This window comes from Paenibacillus sp. BAC0078 (assembly GCF_054483875.1).
In genome coordinates, this window is sequence record NZ_JBTLRW010000007.1 from 150,285 (window position 1) to 166,542 (window position 16,258).

Genomic DNA, 16,258 nt, shown 5'->3' on the forward strand with positions numbered 1-16,258 from the left:
TATAATTGAAGCTATAAATGCAAATTTCAATTCCATAATCATAGCACATGTTTCTCCATTTCAGCCTGACCTATACTTATTGCTGTTGATTCCGGTGCATATTCCGGTACACGGCAGGGGTGAGATGCTCGAACTTCTTGAATGTTTTAATAAAATAACCCGCATCGCAGAAGCCGAGCGCATCGCTGATTTGATTCACGGGCTGGTCGGTAGTCTCCAGCAGTTGCTTGGCCCACTCGATTTTCAGCCGCGGCGCAAAGGTAGAGAAATTTTCCCCGGTTTCCTTCGCGAATATCCGGCTGAAATAGCTGGGGCTAATGTGGCATTGCTTGGCCATCTCCTGCAAGGTGAAATTTTTATTCTTATGCTCATAGAAATAATCAAAGGCCGGCTGCAGCAGCGGGTTGGATGGGTGGAATTGCTTGAGGGTCAGCCCCTTAAGCGAATGTTCAACCAGCGTATGGGACAGCTCGCTTTGAATCGCTTGAAGATTGCTATAGACTTGGCCGGAAGGGGTGACAAGGTCCATTTTTTTATACATTTGTATTGTTGTATTCTTAGTTATAGCCTCTTCAACAATGTAATTGCAAAGGTGAAATAACATATCTGCGATGGTCGAGACTTCTGTATACGACAAGGTCGGCAGGGACGCATATGCTTCTTCCAGCGCCTTGAACTTGCTCTCTGCCCCAATGTTCGGCGGCCGCGAGACCAATCGCTCAAGCTGTTCATCCGAATCGCGCAGCTTGATCTGGCCGGCCATGATTGCGCCGATATATTGATTGTCAATAATGATCGGGATGGCGATATCAATGATGTCAAAATGGCATTTGTAGATATACGGAGCGTTTAGCCGCACAGCTTCAAGTCCGCCTCTTGCGTCACATTTCTGGCAATAAGGCGACAGCATATCATCCTTCCTCACTCCCTGGCAAAAGGGCTGGCAGTAGCTGTGCTTGGTTACGGGAACGCCTTTATAATTGACGGTAATAATCGCCATTTTGGTGACCAGTGCAAGGGAGTCCTGAAGCATATGCCATTTCTCGATATCAATAATGTTCTCCAGGTTGAACAGCGGATTGCTCATGAGTGTACGCTCCTTTGTCTTCATGGATCAAGTGCAAGATTCTACTATTGATTGAGTATATAACAAGAAAACACAATCTGAAAACGCTTTTATTAGTTCGCAAAGTACAATGCTTGCCGACAATGGGTAGACTATACTTGACCTAAAGCAGAATTATGAGGAGGAGTTACGATGAGAAAAGCCTTTATCAGCCCAACCAAATATGTGCAAGGTGAAGATGAGCTGTTCAACTTGGGGTACTTCGTTCAGACCTTCGGAAATTCAGCGCTGCTGATCGCCCACCCGGATGATGTGAAGCGGGTACAAGCCAAACTGGACCACACCGCAGATAAATTTAAGATCACGCTGGTTGAAAGTAATTTCCGTGGGGAATGCTCACGGGAGGAGGTAGCGCGGCTTCAGGAGCTTGCCCGGGCGAATTCCTGCTCCTGTACGATTGGACTGGGCGGCGGAAAAGCAATTGATACTGCTAAATGCGTAGCCGAAGGCGAGGCTTTGATTATCGTGCCGACAATAGCAGCGACGGATGCGCCGACAAGCCATTCAGCCGTCCTGTATACACCCGAAGGGCAGTTTGATGACTACGCCTATTTCAAGCAAAGCCCAAGCGTGGTCATGATTGATACAACGGTAATTGCTAATGCTCCGACAAGATTTCTGGTGGCTGGCATGGGGGATGCGCTGTCCACTTATTTTGAGGCCAGAGCGACTTCAAGCTCCTACTCGAAGGTCAATGCCGGCCTGCCTTGCGGCGTTCGTGAAGGCGTGTGCGGAGATGCGAGGGGAACGAATACGGCGCTGGCGCTGGCTAAGTTCTGCTACGAAACGTTGTTGAAGGATGGAATACATGCGAAGGTAGCGTGTGACTGCAATCTGGTTACACCTGCGCTGGAGAATATTATTGAAGCCAATATTCTTTTGTCGGGCCTTGGGTTCGAAAGCGGCGGCTTGGCGGCAGCCCATGCCATTCATAATGGGTTGACCTCGCTTGAAGGAACCCATCACTATTATCATGGCGAGAAGGTGGCGTTCAGTACCATCGCCCAATTGGTGCTGGAGAATGCCCCCCAGAGCGAGTTGAACGAGGTGCTGGAATTCTGCACAGCCGTTGGCCTTCCGGTCTGCCTTGCCGACATTGGAGTGGACAGCGTATCGCAGGAAGAGCTGCTGAATGTAGCCCAAAAAGCCTGTATCCCGGAAGAGTCGATTCACTCGATGCCTTTCCCCGTTACAGCAGAAGCGGTTGCCGCAGTCATTCGGGTCGCCGACCAGCTCGGACAAAATTACAAGAAGGAAAAAGGGGTATGAGATGAAAAAAATAATAAATACGCCGGAAACCTTGGTCAGAGAAATGTGCAGCGGGCTGGTGCTGGCCCATCCAAGCTTGGAGTTCAACAGCAAGTATAAAATTATCCAGAAGAAAAACCTGAATCAGGAGAAAGTAACGTTAATCAGCGGCGGCGGAAGCGGCCATGAGCCGGCCCATGCCGGATTTGTCGGAAAAGGGATGCTGGATGCCGCCGTTTGCGGTGATATTTTTGCCTCCCCTTCACAAATTCAAGTGTATCAGGCTATCCGCGCTACGGCAGGCCGGAAGGGAACCTTGCTAATCATCAAAAATTACAGCGGCGATATGATGAACTTCAAAAATGCCGCATTTCTTGCTGGCGAAGACGGCATTGAGGTCGATTATGTGAAGGTCGATGATGATATTGCCGTTGAAGACAGCCTCTACACTGTAGGTAAAAGAGGCGTGGCCGGAACGGTTCTGGTGCACAAGATCGCCGGTGCGGCAGCTGAGCGGGGAATGTCCTTGAGCGAGGTAAAAGCTGCGGCCCAAAAGGCCATTGAACATACCCGAAGCATCGGCTTCGCGTTCACCTCTTGTACGGTTCCGGCGAAGGGGACACCAACCTTCCAGCTTGGGGAGGGTGAAATGGAGTACGGGGTCGGCATTCACGGTGAGCCGGGTATCCGCAAGGAGCCTATGGTGTCAGCCGATGAATTGGCTCAGCGAATGGTGTCTGCCCTGCTGGAAAACTTAAGTGCCGCCGGTGATCCGGTCCGGGAGGTTACCGTATTGGTTAACGGTTTCGGGGCTACCCCGCTTCAGGAATTGTATCTGCTGGCTAATTCGGTGATGCGTGAGCTGCAGGCCAGACAAGTAACCGTCTATAACGTTCTAGCCGGCAACTTTATGACGAGCATAGATATGGCAGGGGCATCTTTGTCGCTCATGCAACTGGACGATCAATTGAAGGAGCTGCTCGCCGACGAGTGCCACACGCCCGCCTTATTCCTGCAGGGACCCTTCGAGCCGGTTAGCTACATTGAGACCGTTAAGGAGCCGGAACAGAAGCAGGCGGTATCCTTCAAATGCGAGACGAATGCCGATTACGCAAAGATTACCGGGGATAAGCTATCTCTAAACAATCTGATTTACGGTATGGATAAAATGAGTGAAATCGTTATTGAGAATGAGGTTCCGTTCTGTGAGCTGGATGCCCATGCCGGAGACGGGGATTTTGGAATGAGCGTAGCCAAAGGGTTCAAGCAACTCAAGACAGAATGGCCGGATATCGTCCAAAACCATGCTTCGGATATCGGGAGCTTCCTGGATGCCTGCTCGCTGGTTATTATGGAGTATTGCGGCGGGGCGTCCGGTCCGATCTGGGGATCGGGCTTTCGGGCTGCCGGCAAATATGCCGGGACCAAGACAGAGCTATCCATGCAGGAGTTCGCCGATATGATGGGCGCTGCGGTTAAGGGCATTCAAGACACAGGGGAGAGAGCCTTCGGCAGAGGGGCGGTTGTCGGCGACAAGACGCTTATCGACGCGCTGGTTCCTTACGCGGAATCGTGGCAGCGCAGCGCGCATCAAGGCGATGACTTCCCGTCTGCTTCGACCAAGGCAGCAAATGCTGCTGTAGAAGGAGCGGAGAAGACCGGGAACATCGTGGCCCGAATGGGCAGAGCCGGTACAGTAGGGGAGAGAAGCCTCGGTTATCCCGACGCAGGCGCTTTTGCACTGGGCGTTATTTTCACCGGGCTTGCGGAAGCGATGCAGTAGGGAAAATAATGGAGCCCGATCAGCTTAGCTGATACGGGCTTTTTTTGTTTGGAGATTTGAGCTGCGATAGTTGAGAACATAAAAATATACGCATGTATTCAAGAGCGATTTGATATACTAGTCTTTTAACGATATACTTTCCTTTTCAAAAATGTAAATTGTATACTTTAAAGTAGTGCTATATTATAATATTTATGGAACCAAAAGCACATAAATCTATTTTTACCCATAAAATCAAAAAGGAGATATGTTAATGAAAAAAATGATTCTTTTAATTCTTACAACGCTATCAATATTGTTTGTAGGTTGTGACAACAACAAAGAAATTGAGTCTCGAACCGACCTTTATGAAATTCCTTCAATTCAGTTGAATATTGCAGTAGTAGGTAAAAATCCATTTGATAAAGTTAAAAATATAAACTATGTACAAAAAAATCTCAAAGATATTATTGCTGACAAGAGTATAGACTTTGATGGACTAATCATTACAAAAGAACATTTCGTAGAAGCAGCAAAACAAGAAAATAAAGATTTTTTTCGTAACATACCCTATCCAGTATTCTTCATTGGAACTGAAAATCTACTGACGAATGTATTTCACGATGATAGGCTTACTCTTGAATCTGTAAAAATAGGCGGTTTTGGAGCAAATGTATCTGGATTTGTTCTAACCGAAGGTAGGATTCAAGAGTGGGGGTTATTTTTACCAGATAATCCAACCGAAACAGACAAAAATCATAATATGATTTTAAGGATTTCAAAAATAATTCAATCTTTTAAATTAAATATATATTAGAGACATTTTTTAATACTTACAAATTTTATCCAATGCAATATTATGAATATATTCTACTAAAAGGAGAAATGAAATGAAAAAATTTAAAAGTTTAACGTCAACTCTTGTTGCAACACTAGCTTTAACTACCGGTTTGCTCTTTCCACTTTCCCAACCGTCTTATGCTCAAAGTGCTCAAACAGCTATAGAAGTACCTAATGGAGTTGAAAACCAAGGAATTGTTGACTTGAATAATCTGGACAAATTAGGTGATGGCGTAATCGTGAGGGATGTTAGTTATGATGAAGCAATGAGTTCTATTGCAAAAGATAGTGGTATTACAATTGAGGAGGCTAAAGCTCAACATCCTGATAAAACTTCTCAAACTTTAAAAGGGGGCATCTCAACTGCCACTACTGATAAATGGGTTAAAGAAATATCAATTCCGCAAAATGTTACTCCTTTTTATATTCCAACTTTGAAGATATATGCATGGTATTATAGTTCAGGATCGTTCAGAGCATTCACTGATATGATAAGTGTTCAATTAGATCGTACAAATACCGGTAGCATTTTTGTTGGCTCAAAGGTTTTTGGTGGAAATCTTGAGGGGAAAATTTTAAATTCTACTACAATTTTTTGGTTAGTAAATGGAGATTTTTTTGATAAAGGTGAAACGGCTATTAGTGGCGGCCTGGAGGTAGGAGCTCAAAGATATAATGTTACTCTTACATTTACGTATTCTTCGAATTACTATCAATATTACTATAAACAAGGCACATATGTTATTGACTAACTTAAGTTAAGTATTGCATTCCTTCACATAAAGAATTTCTGTATTGGAGAATGAATAATACATATTGCCGGCCTACTAACCTGTTCATTTTCCGGATACTTCATAAATTGTTATCAGATAACAGGAACGAGTGTAGGTTTGTAACTAAGTTACACTTGTTCATATTTTGACGCCGACACTTTATCGGCGTCATTTTTTTGTAATTCATTTACTCACAATCCCCCAGCTCTGCGAGGACTGAAGAGCGCATTCACTGCAGCTATAACCTCGTCATACTTCCCGGCATTTCTCGAATAATTACTGTGATCTGTTTGGTTTTAGTTTGACTTTGAACGCACGTTGTTAACCCATTGCCTCAAGGCTTGAACCGATACCCCGCTCCCCAGACAGTCTGAATATACTTCGGATTACCTGGGTCCTCTTCGATTTTGTCGCGGAGTCTGTTGATATGTACAGCAACTGTGGCATTATCTCCTACTGCGTCATAGCCCCAAATCCGCTCGTACAATGAATCTTTGCTAAACACGATGTCTGCATTGACTACAAGAAAATACAAAAGATCAAATTCCTTTTTCTTCAAATCCAGCTCCCGGCCTTTAAGATAAGCTCTATGCGACTGGGTATTGATGACGAACGGACCCATTTCGATGCTGCTGCTCTGGGCCATTGTTACATTTCCGCCTTTGAGGCGCTCATATTGCGCCAGGTTTGATTTGACCCGGGCGACCAGCTCACTTGGGGAAAAAGGCTTGATGATGTAATCATCGGCTCCGAGTCCGAGACCGCGGATTTTATCAATATCCTCTTGCTTGGCTGTAACCATCAGGATCGGAATGTCGAGCTTGTCTCTGAGCTTGCGGCACACGGAGAATCCATCTTCGCCCGGCAGCATCAGATCGAGCAGAACGAGTTGAAATTGTCCCGAAAGCGCCTTTTCCACCCCGGTTATCCCATCTTCCGCAATCTCCACCGCAAACTGGTTAATCTCCAAATAATCCCGCTCGATCGAAGCGATGGCACTGTCATCTTCAATAATTAATATTTTCTTCATGCTATAGCCCCTTTGCTTAGAAGTGGCAGCTTGATCACCATACATAAACCGCCTGCCGAAGAGGGCTCAGCATGAATACTTCCTCCCATGCGGTCCACTGCCTTTGCCGTTATCGCAAGTCCTAATCCGCTGCCTTTATTGGGATTTTTGCGAGAGGGATCGCTGCGGTAGAATACGTCAAACAATTTATCCAGGGCCTCCACCGGCACACCGGGCCCATCATCGGACACAAAGATATAGACTTCGCTGCCCCTGACTTCAGTACGTATGCTCACATGACCTTGCTCTTTATTTTTATATTTCAGGCTATTTTCCAGAATGTTAGTAAAAATACTGTTAAGCTGTACCGGATCTGCGAAGATGAGCACATTGTCCGCTAGAGCAGTTATACTCACTTCGAGCCCATTTTCTCTGTATTCTTCGGACGTAGCTTTAACCAATGATAATATCTCCTGATTGACTTCCAGGGCTTCCGGATCGTACGGATAATCCCCCAGGTCCATTTTTGAAAATAAAAAGATTTTGGCCACCATCCGGTCGATGTCCTCGGCTTTGGTCTTAATCATGCGGATATAGTTGATTTGAGATTCCCGTGTCTGGGCCACACCATCCAATAAACCTTCTGAATAGGCCCGGACAGAGGTTAGCGGAGAGCGGAGATCATGCGATATTCCGGCAAGAAGCTCTTTCCGGTTCTCCTCCTGTTTCTGTATAAGCTGCAGAGATTCTTTCAGGCGTACGGCCATATCATTAAAATCCTCGCAGACGGAGGCGAATTCATCCTTGTTCTCGTAACGGATTCTAACATCCAGATTGCCGTCCCTGAGCTGGTGAACGCCGTCCACCAAAGTATCCAAGGGCTGCTTAATCCGCTTGAACACAAACCGGGTAAGAAAACGGTTCGTTAAGACAATCGCGGCTATGGTGCCCAGCAAAAATAAAATGCCGAACGTAATGATCTCAGGCGGGACTTCCTTATAGTTGAAATCAGATATGATGTTGAAAATGATCACTGTATACGTTTTGCCGTTAACGTTCATCTTCTCTGCGTATGCTTCTTCGTTTTTGAGGGAGGCGGAGCCTTCCCCCTGCAATGCCCAAATTGCCCTGGTAAGCTCCCCGGTATACTGACTGTTAAGAGTGCCGAAGCTGAATAGACTCTTTTCGGAAGAGTAAATATCCAGACGCAGCTCATTTTTTTCCAATATCTTCTCCAGCGCTGCCTTGTTTTTGTCCCGTTCCTGTTCGTTTCCGTTCTCAAGAAATTGCTTAGCCCGCTGAATCAGATCACCGCGCGAGTCATAGAATTGATTATCTTTTTGAACGCTATCCTGCGTGGCCCGAAAAATAATTTCCCCGCCGACAAAGATGATAAGCAGGGAAATGAGTACAGGGATTACAATCATCAGGATATTTGAAATGAACAAGCGCCGTTTAATGGTCATACCATTTCCCAGTCCCTTCCTGTAGCCGTTTCTACTTGTTCAATCATATCATAATACCCTGGATTATTAGTCCGTGCGCAGTGCATAAATCGGCCGGAGCCTTGCTGCTTTGTTGGCCGGCAATAGTCCGAAGAACACACCGATAAAGAGGGAGAACAAGAACGAAATCGTGACCATATTCCAGGCATAGCCCACCTGTAATGAAGTGAACTTGCCGACTAACCAAGTGAATCCTAATCCAGCACCAATCCCTATCACTCCGCCAAGGGTGCTTAAGAAGATGGACTCAATCATGAACTGCAATAACACATCCCGCTTTTTAGCGCCAATGGCTTTGCGGATGCCGATTTCCCTTGTTCGTTCGTTGACCGAGACAATCATGATATTCATGATCCCGATTCCGCCCACAATCAGGGAAATTCCGGCAATCCCTGCGAGTCCGATCGAAAGGGTATTGGTGGTTTTTTTGACAGTATCCATGATTTCCTTGGAGTCGTAAATAAAGTAAGCATCTTTAGCTTTAAGGAACTTCTTGTCAAGGATACTTTCGATCCTGCTCTTGACAGGCTTAACGTCTTTATCGGTCAGTACCTTGACAGTAAAATTTTGAACGCCTTTACTCTGAAGCAGCCGTTCTGCCGAAGCTAAGGGGATGAGGATTTTGTCATCATTCGATCCGGCCAGTGATGTGCCTTTTGCTTGCAATAATCCAACGATCTTGAAGGTGCTGCCATTGAGCTGTATATCTTGCCCCACAGGATTCTCCGTACCGTATAGCTTCTTGGCGGTAGACGAACCGATCAGCGCTACCTTTTGCCGGTACTGGTTATCTATATCGAGCAGGAATCTGCCGGACTGGACATGGAAATCCTTCACCTTCTCGTAGCTTGGTGTTACCCCTTCAAGCGGGACAGTTTTATTCTTGGTACGGTATTTGGCTGTAATGTTGCTGCTGATGCTGGGGGACACGAGATCTACACCCGGGAGCTTGGCATAGGCCATCACCTCGTCATATTCCAGTGAGTTGACCGCTCCCCGTCCTGTGATCATTACCGCCATCTGGTTGGTGCCGAGATCACTGAGCTGACCTGAAATCTGTCCGGTAACGCCCTGTCCGACGGATACAAGCAGAATAACCGATGACACCCCGATGATGATTCCCAGCATTGTAAGAAACGAACGAACCTTGTTGCCGATGATGCTCATGAGCGCCATGCGTATGCTTTGAAAAAAGATCATTCGTCATTTCTCCGATCCTCTACCAGATTTCCATCCTGAATCCGAATGACCCGTTTCGCCTGCTTGGCAATCTCCAAATCATGCGTAATCAGAATAATTGTATGCCCCTGTTCATTCAGCATCTTGATCATCTGCATCACCTCTTGCCCTGTCTTCGTATCCAGCGCCCCGGTAGGTTCATCCGCGAGAAGCATGGGGGGATTGCCCGCGAGCGCCCTGGCGATGGCTACCCGCTGCTGCTGCCCCCCGGACAGCTCGCTGGGCCGGTGATGCATCCGTTCGTGAAGCCCTACCTTTTCCAGCGCCACCTCGGCCAGTTTTCTTCTTTCCCTGTGGGCCATGCCCCGATAAATCAGAGGCAGCTCTACATTTTCTACAGCAGAGAACTTCGGCAACAGGTTAAAGCTCTGAAAGATAAATCCGATTTTCTCGTTGCGGATTTTCGCCATGCGGTTATCTGACAGCTTCCTGACATCCTGCCCGTCAAGAGAATAGCTTCCTTCATTGGAAAGGTCCAGGCAGCCGATCATATTCATGAGCGTTGATTTGCCTGACCCTGACGGGCCGATGATTGCCACAAATTCCCCGTGGGTGATCGTAAACGAGATTCCTTTTAATACCGTCATCCGTTCGCCTGCCATCGTATAGCCGTGGACCATATTTTCAATCCGGATCAAGGGTTCAGCGCTCATAGTCCACCCCCTCCGGCTGGAGCGTCTCCGCCGTTTCCGATGTCTTCCCCGCCTCCGCCGAAGAAGCCCTGATCCTGGGAGCCCGAGCTTGCGCCGCTAGGCGCGATAACGGTCGGAATAACCACCTGATCCCCGAGCTTCAGCCCGCTGGTGATCTCAATCTGGCTCTCATCGTGAACGCCGACGGTAACGGCCTTTTCTTCAGGTACAGGGGCTATGTCCGGGCTCGTTGTCTTCGCCGTAGTGTTCAATACCTGAACGAAATACTTTTCGCCCTTCTGGGTTACGGATTCAATAGGAAGCACCAGAATCCCCTTCTTCTCTTCGATTTGGACTGTCCCCTGCGCTGACATTCCGGCCTTTACCTCACCGGGATCGGTGAGGCGGATCGTGACATCAAATAAGGATACGCCGTTTGTAATCTTGCCTTCATTTGCAATGGCGACCACTTTGCCGGAGTAGATCTTATTTGCCAGAGCATCCAGTTTAACCGTTGCAGTCATTCCCAGCTTGATCTTTGGGATATCCAGCTCGTCAACCCGGATGGTTGCGCTCAGATTCTGGTAATCGGTAATCTTGAAGGCTTCCGCGCCGTTAACAACTGCTCCGCCTGAAGATACGCTAATCTTGGTAATCGTTCCATCCATCGGTGAGGTCAATGGGGCGCGAGGGGTCTGATCCTTGTGCAGCGCTGCAATTTCAGCCTCGGTCGCCGCGATATCTTCCTTGGATCTTTCAATGGCCAGTTTCGCCGTGTCCACTTCACCCTGCGCCGCGCCGTCCATTACAAGCTTCTTATACTGGTCTTGTTTGTCCTGCAGCGCGTTTTGATTCTGCCTTAGCGTGTTAAGCTGCTGCCTCAGACTGCTGTCTACATTTGTCGCTTTATATGTCATCAAGACCTGGCCTTTCTTAACCAGAGCATTTGTGTTGACAAATACCCTTGCTACGTTCCCCTGATCCTTGGCGAAGACAGTTTCTGAGTGTGTAGCTTTGACAGAGCCGGAGCCTTTGACAATGACAGAGATGTCTCCTTTCTGCACCGCGGTTGTTTTGACGGTTACTTTAGCTTCTTGCTTGCTTTTGTCTGGCGATAAGGTATATACCGCCGTACCTGTTGCCACAAGCGCAATGATTACAGCCGATATCCAGACCCCTTTTTTTATCTTCATAATGATCCTCCACCGTTCGTGTTAGTGCTGTCCTTAGGGGCAGGGGTGCTTGTAGGCTCGGGAGTCTTTGGTGTCGGGACGTAGGTCAAATTGTAGGTTTGGCTTCCAAGCTTGATTCGCTCGCCCTGGAACTCGTCGTACAGGTTAAGAATGAAATTTCCGCCTTTCAGCGTCTTATATAAGCTGCTGGTGAAGGTTGTGGAATAGGTCATGAATTGTCCTGGTGTAAGATCCGTACCGAGTGTCAGTGTTCTTTCCTGGCTTTGGCCGTAAGGGTCCATTAGCTGCACAACCAGCTTATGTCCATAGGCTCCCATATCATAGATGCTGCTCTTGCCCAGGCTGTAGGTCAGGTTGGTTGAGAGGGTGTCTTGGCCCTCATTCAATGTTCCTGTAGCATTGGTTATCGTGAGACTATACGGGAACAGTTCTACACCGCCGCTAAGAGCGGTTAGAGGTGCGGGCGTTTGCTTGTTCAGTGCGAGTGCTACCGTGTTGATGTAAGCCGTCGGCGTTCCGCCCGGCAGCGTAAGCTTGCCTTCGCTCACGCCTTCCCCGACATAGAGAGTCAGCTTGGAGGTGTCTACCGACACCGGCAGCTTGCTCCACACGGTTAACAGATTTTTGCCTTTAGGCCCGGTCCCCAGCTCCGATTGGCTGATTTCCGCTTCGTAATAATCATCGCTAGGCGTCTTATAGTATGCAACGAGCTTAGCCTGATCCGATTTACGGGTCTCCTCGCTGTTCATTTCCAGCTCTGTGTACACGATGTTCTTGCTCGTTCCGGGATATACAGTGGTCCGGCGTTCCTTGATCTCCGCCCGTTTGCCCGGCGTTTCAATGTGGAACGATTTGCCCTGTTCTACCGCAGGGGCCGCAGCAGCCACCTGTCTTGTGTTCAATGAGAGGAAGGACTCCGCCGTATCGCCGGAACCGCTGGTAAGCTCGATTTTGATTTGCTCGAAGCTAAGCTCATAAGGGATCTTGCCGATCACATAATAACTGGCGCTCTCCCCTGAAGCCAGCGTAGGGTCTGAATCGGCTGCAACAACCTGAACCGAGCTGCCCAGATCATGGGTTCCGGCTTTCATCGCCCCGGTGAGCGAAGGCATTGTAACCGTGGAAGCTTTGGTGTTGCGGATGCGGACTTTGGCTACGACCACATCTTCAGCGGACCAAGGCATGCGCTCGATAGATTCCAGATTAATGCCGAAGGTTCCGTAGCTGTTATCGAGTATATATTCTGAATTTACGTAACGGTCCTGTTCCAGCTTATAAGGAATCTGGTAAAAGGCCGTAGGGAAGATGATTTTGCCTTCGGCTGCCGGCTCTACCAACTGAAGCTGAAGGGCACCCTGACTTAGCTCAAGCGGCACTTCTGCGGAGAACTGGAGAATCCGCTCCTCAAGCGGCTTCAGTGTAAGGCTGCTGAAAGCTTTGGTATTTACCGGGAGGGTATAACCCTCTGCGGCTTTGACAGATAAATCATAGTTCGGCAGGGTTACTGCTTTGTTGCCGGCATTTTTTACCCAGAACTGCAGATTCCATAATGCCTTGTCGCCCTTAACCGTGACGGAGGCTTTTTTCAGTTGTGTCTCCACGGTGTTGCTGTTGATACTGAGCTTCTTCGTGGCATACGAAGCTACGCTGAGGTTTGGAGATGTTGCAGCAGGCAGCACGAAGGAGGCCACAGGCAGGTTCACTTTAAGCTCCGTATTTTCCTTGGTGATGGACAGAGACATATTATTGGTATTTGTATAAGAAGGGATTTCAGTAAGGTAGTAGACGGTCTTCTTCTCCCCGGGTTGCACTTTATAGTCGCGGCTGGTGTCGCTTAGCGCAAGCTCGAACATGGAGCCGCCGGAAGACTCCAGGTATACCCTGTAGCCGGGAACACTCAATACCTTGGAGCCAAGATTCGTCAGGCTTAAGGCGATTTTGGCATATGCCTTGCTGTTGAAATGGTAGATTTGCAGAGTATCCGGCTTGAGGGATACCGGTAAGCTGTTCATGGTGATTTTCTTGCTCTGGCCCCGCTGGACGTATGAGGAATATGTTGCCGGGATGGCAAAGGTGCCCAGCTTCTTCTGGTAGTCGGAACCGCTGAAGTCCCAGCCGAACATCGAAATTTTGATCCCGCTGAGCTTGTTCGTCTTGCGGACATTCACGTAGTATGTAACGGATAGTTGGTCCTTGGGGGCTACTTCGACTTTGTTTTTATCCTCGGGCACAGCGTTGCTTTTGATCTCTACGCCTTCAGGGGTTGTAACTTTTGAGAATCCATTGAAAAGCTTATAGGGACTGCCGCTTGTATTGGTATAAGTCAGTGTATAGGTCAGACTATTCCCGGTTTCCTCCTTCGCAAGCTGCAAATCGGTCAGTTTCACGCTGACGCCAGCCTGAATAGAGATAGAGGCCAGCTTAGCCAGAGCATCGGTATTCTGCGGATTGGCTTTGTTTATAGGAACGCTGGCGGGCGCCGCAAATGCCGGTATGGCGGGCTGCTGACTAACAGCAATCGCTCCTGCCAGCAGAACGGCGTAGGCACGGTAATTCTTCATATTCTTCCCTCCTAATATTCATAGCCCTATCATAAAAGGCAGTTTTAAAATAGGGATAAATAAAGAAGCGGAGAGTTCGACACAAACTTAAACAGAAGTTAAACTTTTTATAAATTGAACGATTGGAAATTTTTCGCAGACGGATTGAACCTTTTTGGAATAATGAGCCAATATCCGTTGTAAGACCCGAATGGAGGCCGGCCCTATGAAGGACTTAGACTTGAACCCGTGGCTTATCCGGATGAGCCAGGGTGATGAACAAGCATTTCAAGTCGTATACGAAGCAACACGCGATCATGCTTACCGGTTAATCAGCTATCTCGCTCCGAGCAAGCAAGACGTTCCGGATATTATGAGCGAAGTCTATTTGGAGCTGTTCAGAAGCCTGAAGAATTATGATGTGGAGCAAAATTTCACTTCATGGTTCAATGGCCTGATTGTCAGACAAGTACGAAACTGGAAACGGAAGGAGTGGCGCCTTTTTCGCATCGCGGAAAAGCTGAAGCTCACCACCTCCAAATCATCCGATCCCGCTGCTGAGCTACAGCTCCTTGTTCTGAATGATCAGCTCGAACTGCTTCCGATTCTGCAGACGTTGTCCCTCAAATTCAGGGAGGTTATCGTTCTTCGCTACTATCAGGATTGCTCGCTGGAGGAGATTTCCGAATTGCTGAAGATACCGTTAGGCACAGTAAAATCCAGACATCATCATGCGCTTAAGCAGTTGCGCCGCCAATTTGATGGTCAGGGGTTGCGAAAGGAGGGGGATGGCTTTGTCTATTGAACAGCAACTGGTAGAGGCGTTCGAGCAGGATTCCCGGGTGTGTCCTTCCGACCTGGATGACCGGATTATGGCGGAATACAGGCAGCAGGTGATGCAGCAAAGGGGAGAACCATTCATGTCCACCAAAAGAAAAATGCCTAAATTCGTCTTGCTTGGGGTAATTTTTGTCATGCTGTGTGGCTTTGCCTATGCAGGCAGTAAGCTCCTGTTCACGGATAATAAGGAGAAGCTATCTGTCAGCTATCAAACAGAGCAGCAGCTGCAGTTCAAGCAAGAGGATGTGGCAAAGATTCGCGGTTCGCTTGCGGAGGTTAAGGCCCAATTAAACCCCGGGGAAACAGCGGTTGTATATCTTAAGGATTATGACCGTGAGATTCAAGGAACACCCATTGTCTTAGGCACTAATCAACCAGCCGTTCTTCCATTAGACTCATGGAAGGCAGCTTTGCAGGAGCGCAGTATCGGGGAGAAGCTTCCTGACACATTTCTGGGAACCTTTAAGCTCGTGGAAGGCATGGAGAATTCGCCATACCAATTCAGTTTCGGCATGGATGCCTATAAGCTTCTGGATGAGATGAAGGCTGAAAGCAAGAAGTCGGGGAGCGGGATGCTGTGGCGTAAGACTGATGCGGCCCAAGATATTATTAAGACCTACACTTCTGTATACCGCAATGCGGCCAATGAGTCACTCTATCTGACCTGGCAAATTGCAGACGGTGCTCCCGGAGCCAAGGCGCTTCAATTGGTTCCTCCCAATACAGTGTACGAGGAGATCAAAATAGGAGATCTAACCGCACATTATCTGATGGACGATCAATCCCTGCTCGGGGAGAGTTCTAAGCATCAGGATGTAACGTGGCTGAGTGAAGCCGGCGGCAAAACCGTGGCCTATCATGTGCAGACCGGTTCCCAGGCGATGACCAAAGAACAATTGATTGAAGCGGCTAAGAGCTTGTTCTAAATAGGCAAAAATAGAACGGTTGATTCCATGAATAATGGGGTCAACCGTTCTTTGCTACGAATCCGGGACTACAGAAATGAGAAAAAGGAACGCAGCAAGCCGCGCTTCCTTGGCGGGGTCGAGAGCTTCACGGCTGCAACGGGGTGGAGCTCTGAATACGGAGTGGGGGATTGGCCGTTCTGAATCGTTTCCAGGGATACCGCCAATTGCTTGATCATTTGCCGCAGGTCCTCAAGCTCTTCGCGCTGCTGGAGTAGTTGGAACGACACGACTTCATCGGCTTTATGGTCGAGTGAGCGTTCGATATCATTGATCCGGGACAGCATATCCTCCATTGGCTTATCCTGCGTGTACGAGACCCGGCTCTCTTGCAGCAGCTTGGGCTGCTGCCCGTCATTCACGGGGGTTAGATGGATGCTTTCCAGGGCTTCCCCGTGAGTAATGCGGTCTTTAATAGACTCTAGCAGGCTGATTTCATGCTTCGAGAAAATGTAATGTCCAAACCGGTCCTTTGGAAAGGAATTAGGGAACATGGCAGCCCAGCGTTTGATCGTTGTCTGGCTAACGGACAGCAGCTCTGCAGCATCCTTTGTTTTCAGAATTTCCATTTCGATTCCTCCAGTTC

The 16,258-nt window shown here is 48.1% G+C and carries 14 protein-coding genes; 6 read left to right on the top strand and 8 right to left on the bottom strand.

The window, feature by feature from the left end; translation table 11 throughout:
• Positions 1-76: 76 nt before the first annotated feature.
• Positions 77-1,087, bottom strand: coding sequence for a PocR ligand-binding domain-containing protein (locus ACX1DY_RS15130; protein WP_458965012.1), 1,011 nt, complete (start codon positions 1,085-1,087; stop codon positions 77-79).
• A 171-nt stretch (positions 1,088-1,258) separates the two neighbouring features.
• Here ACX1DY_RS15130 and ACX1DY_RS15135 point away from each other — a divergent pair, with 171 nt between their 5' ends.
• From ACX1DY_RS15135 to ACX1DY_RS15150, 4 genes are all read left to right on the top strand, one after another.
• Positions 1,259-2,395 (top strand): glycerol dehydrogenase, encoded by a 1,137-nt coding sequence (locus ACX1DY_RS15135; protein WP_458965013.1) that lies wholly within the window; start codon positions 1,259-1,261, stop codon positions 2,393-2,395.
• A 1-nt stretch (position 2,396) separates the two neighbouring features.
• Positions 2,397-4,157 (top strand): dihydroxyacetone kinase subunit DhaK, encoded by a 1,761-nt coding sequence (gene dhaK / locus ACX1DY_RS15140; RefSeq protein ID WP_458965014.1) that lies wholly within the window; start codon positions 2,397-2,399, stop codon positions 4,155-4,157.
• Between the two features lie 253 nt (positions 4,158-4,410).
• A complete protein-coding gene (locus ACX1DY_RS15145; RefSeq protein WP_458965015.1) occupies positions 4,411-4,953 on the top strand; it encodes a hypothetical protein in 543 nt (180 codons plus the stop codon).
• Between the two features lie 73 nt (positions 4,954-5,026).
• Positions 5,027-5,728, top strand: a complete 702-nt coding sequence (locus tag ACX1DY_RS15150; protein WP_458965016.1) for a hypothetical protein — start codon at positions 5,027-5,029, stop codon at positions 5,726-5,728.
• A 355-nt stretch (positions 5,729-6,083) separates the two neighbouring features.
• Here ACX1DY_RS15150 and ACX1DY_RS15155 read toward each other — a convergent pair whose 3' ends face one another.
• The 6 genes from ACX1DY_RS15155 to ACX1DY_RS15180 form a co-directional block, all read right to left on the bottom strand.
• Positions 6,084-6,779 carry a response regulator transcription factor gene (locus tag ACX1DY_RS15155; RefSeq protein WP_458965017.1) on the bottom strand — a complete coding sequence of 232 codons (696 nt, stop codon included), beginning with the start codon at positions 6,777-6,779 and terminating at the stop codon, positions 6,084-6,086.
• Positions 6,776-8,224 (bottom strand): sensor histidine kinase, encoded by a 1,449-nt coding sequence (locus ACX1DY_RS15160; RefSeq protein WP_458965018.1) that lies wholly within the window; start codon positions 8,222-8,224, stop codon positions 6,776-6,778. The genes ACX1DY_RS15155 and ACX1DY_RS15160 overlap by 4 nt, the downstream gene beginning before the upstream one ends.
• A gap of 66 nt (positions 8,225-8,290) precedes the next feature.
• Entirely contained in the window at positions 8,291-9,463 is a 1,173-nt protein-coding gene (locus ACX1DY_RS15165) for an ABC transporter permease (RefSeq protein WP_458965019.1), read from the bottom strand.
• On the bottom strand, positions 9,460-10,155 hold the full coding sequence (locus ACX1DY_RS15170; protein WP_458965020.1) for an ABC transporter ATP-binding protein: 696 nt from the start codon (positions 10,153-10,155) through the stop codon (positions 9,460-9,462). Before ACX1DY_RS15170 ends, ACX1DY_RS15165 begins: the two co-directional genes overlap by 4 nt.
• Complete coding sequence (locus tag ACX1DY_RS15175) at positions 10,152-11,327, bottom strand: efflux RND transporter periplasmic adaptor subunit (protein ID WP_458965021.1); 1,176 nt, start codon at positions 11,325-11,327, stop codon at positions 10,152-10,154. The genes ACX1DY_RS15170 and ACX1DY_RS15175 overlap by 4 nt, the downstream gene beginning before the upstream one ends.
• A complete protein-coding gene (locus ACX1DY_RS15180) occupies positions 11,324-13,888 on the bottom strand; it encodes a hypothetical protein (RefSeq protein WP_458965022.1) in 2,565 nt (854 codons plus the stop codon). Before ACX1DY_RS15180 ends, ACX1DY_RS15175 begins: the two co-directional genes overlap by 4 nt.
• Before the next feature lie 205 nt (positions 13,889-14,093).
• Between ACX1DY_RS15180 and ACX1DY_RS15185 the strand changes: the two genes are divergently transcribed.
• Both ACX1DY_RS15185 and ACX1DY_RS15190 read left to right on the top strand, forming a co-directional pair.
• On the top strand, positions 14,094-14,672 hold the full coding sequence (locus ACX1DY_RS15185) for a sigma-70 family RNA polymerase sigma factor (RefSeq protein WP_458965023.1): 579 nt from the start codon (positions 14,094-14,096) through the stop codon (positions 14,670-14,672).
• Positions 14,662-15,633, top strand: a complete 972-nt coding sequence (locus tag ACX1DY_RS15190; protein ID WP_458965024.1) for a hypothetical protein — start codon at positions 14,662-14,664, stop codon at positions 15,631-15,633. The genes ACX1DY_RS15185 and ACX1DY_RS15190 overlap by 11 nt, the downstream gene beginning before the upstream one ends.
• A 68-nt stretch (positions 15,634-15,701) precedes the next feature.
• Here the strand turns inward: ACX1DY_RS15190 and ACX1DY_RS15195 are convergent, their stop codons facing one another.
• Positions 15,702-16,241, bottom strand: coding sequence for a hypothetical protein (locus ACX1DY_RS15195; RefSeq protein WP_458965025.1), 540 nt, complete (start codon positions 16,239-16,241; stop codon positions 15,702-15,704).
• Between the last annotated feature and the right edge of the window lie 17 nt (positions 16,242-16,258).

What these genes read in the sequence shown, in the direction of transcription:
- ACX1DY_RS15165 (WP_458965019.1), bottom strand. Translation starts at nt 9,463, where the DNA reads ATGATCTTTTTTCAAAGCATACGCATGGCGCTCATGAGCATCATCGGC.
- ACX1DY_RS15195 (WP_458965025.1), bottom strand. Translation starts at nt 16,241, where the DNA reads ATGGAAATTCTGAAAACAAAGGATGCTGCAGAGCTGCTGTCCGTTAGC.
- ACX1DY_RS15150 (WP_458965016.1), top strand. Translation starts at nt 5,027, where the DNA reads ATGAAAAAATTTAAAAGTTTAACGTCAACTCTTGTTGCAACACTAGCT.
- dhaK (WP_458965014.1), top strand. Translation starts at nt 2,397, where the DNA reads ATGAAAAAAATAATAAATACGCCGGAAACCTTGGTCAGAGAAATGTGC.
- ACX1DY_RS15180 (WP_458965022.1), bottom strand. Translation starts at nt 13,888, where the DNA reads ATGAAGAATTACCGTGCCTACGCCGTTCTGCTGGCAGGAGCGATTGCT.
- ACX1DY_RS15130 (WP_458965012.1), bottom strand. Translation starts at nt 1,087, where the DNA reads ATGAGCAATCCGCTGTTCAACCTGGAGAACATTATTGATATCGAGAAA.
- ACX1DY_RS15170 (WP_458965020.1), bottom strand. Translation starts at nt 10,155, where the DNA reads ATGAGCGCTGAACCCTTGATCCGGATTGAAAATATGGTCCACGGCTAT.
- ACX1DY_RS15175 (WP_458965021.1), bottom strand. Translation starts at nt 11,327, where the DNA reads ATGAAGATAAAAAAAGGGGTCTGGATATCGGCTGTAATCATTGCGCTT.
- ACX1DY_RS15135 (WP_458965013.1), top strand. Translation starts at nt 1,259, where the DNA reads ATGAGAAAAGCCTTTATCAGCCCAACCAAATATGTGCAAGGTGAAGAT.
- ACX1DY_RS15145 (WP_458965015.1), top strand. Translation starts at nt 4,411, where the DNA reads ATGAAAAAAATGATTCTTTTAATTCTTACAACGCTATCAATATTGTTT.
- ACX1DY_RS15185 (WP_458965023.1), top strand. Translation starts at nt 14,094, where the DNA reads ATGAAGGACTTAGACTTGAACCCGTGGCTTATCCGGATGAGCCAGGGT.
- ACX1DY_RS15160 (WP_458965018.1), bottom strand. Translation starts at nt 8,224, where the DNA reads ATGACCATTAAACGGCGCTTGTTCATTTCAAATATCCTGATGATTGTA.
- ACX1DY_RS15155 (WP_458965017.1), bottom strand. Translation starts at nt 6,779, where the DNA reads ATGAAGAAAATATTAATTATTGAAGATGACAGTGCCATCGCTTCGATC.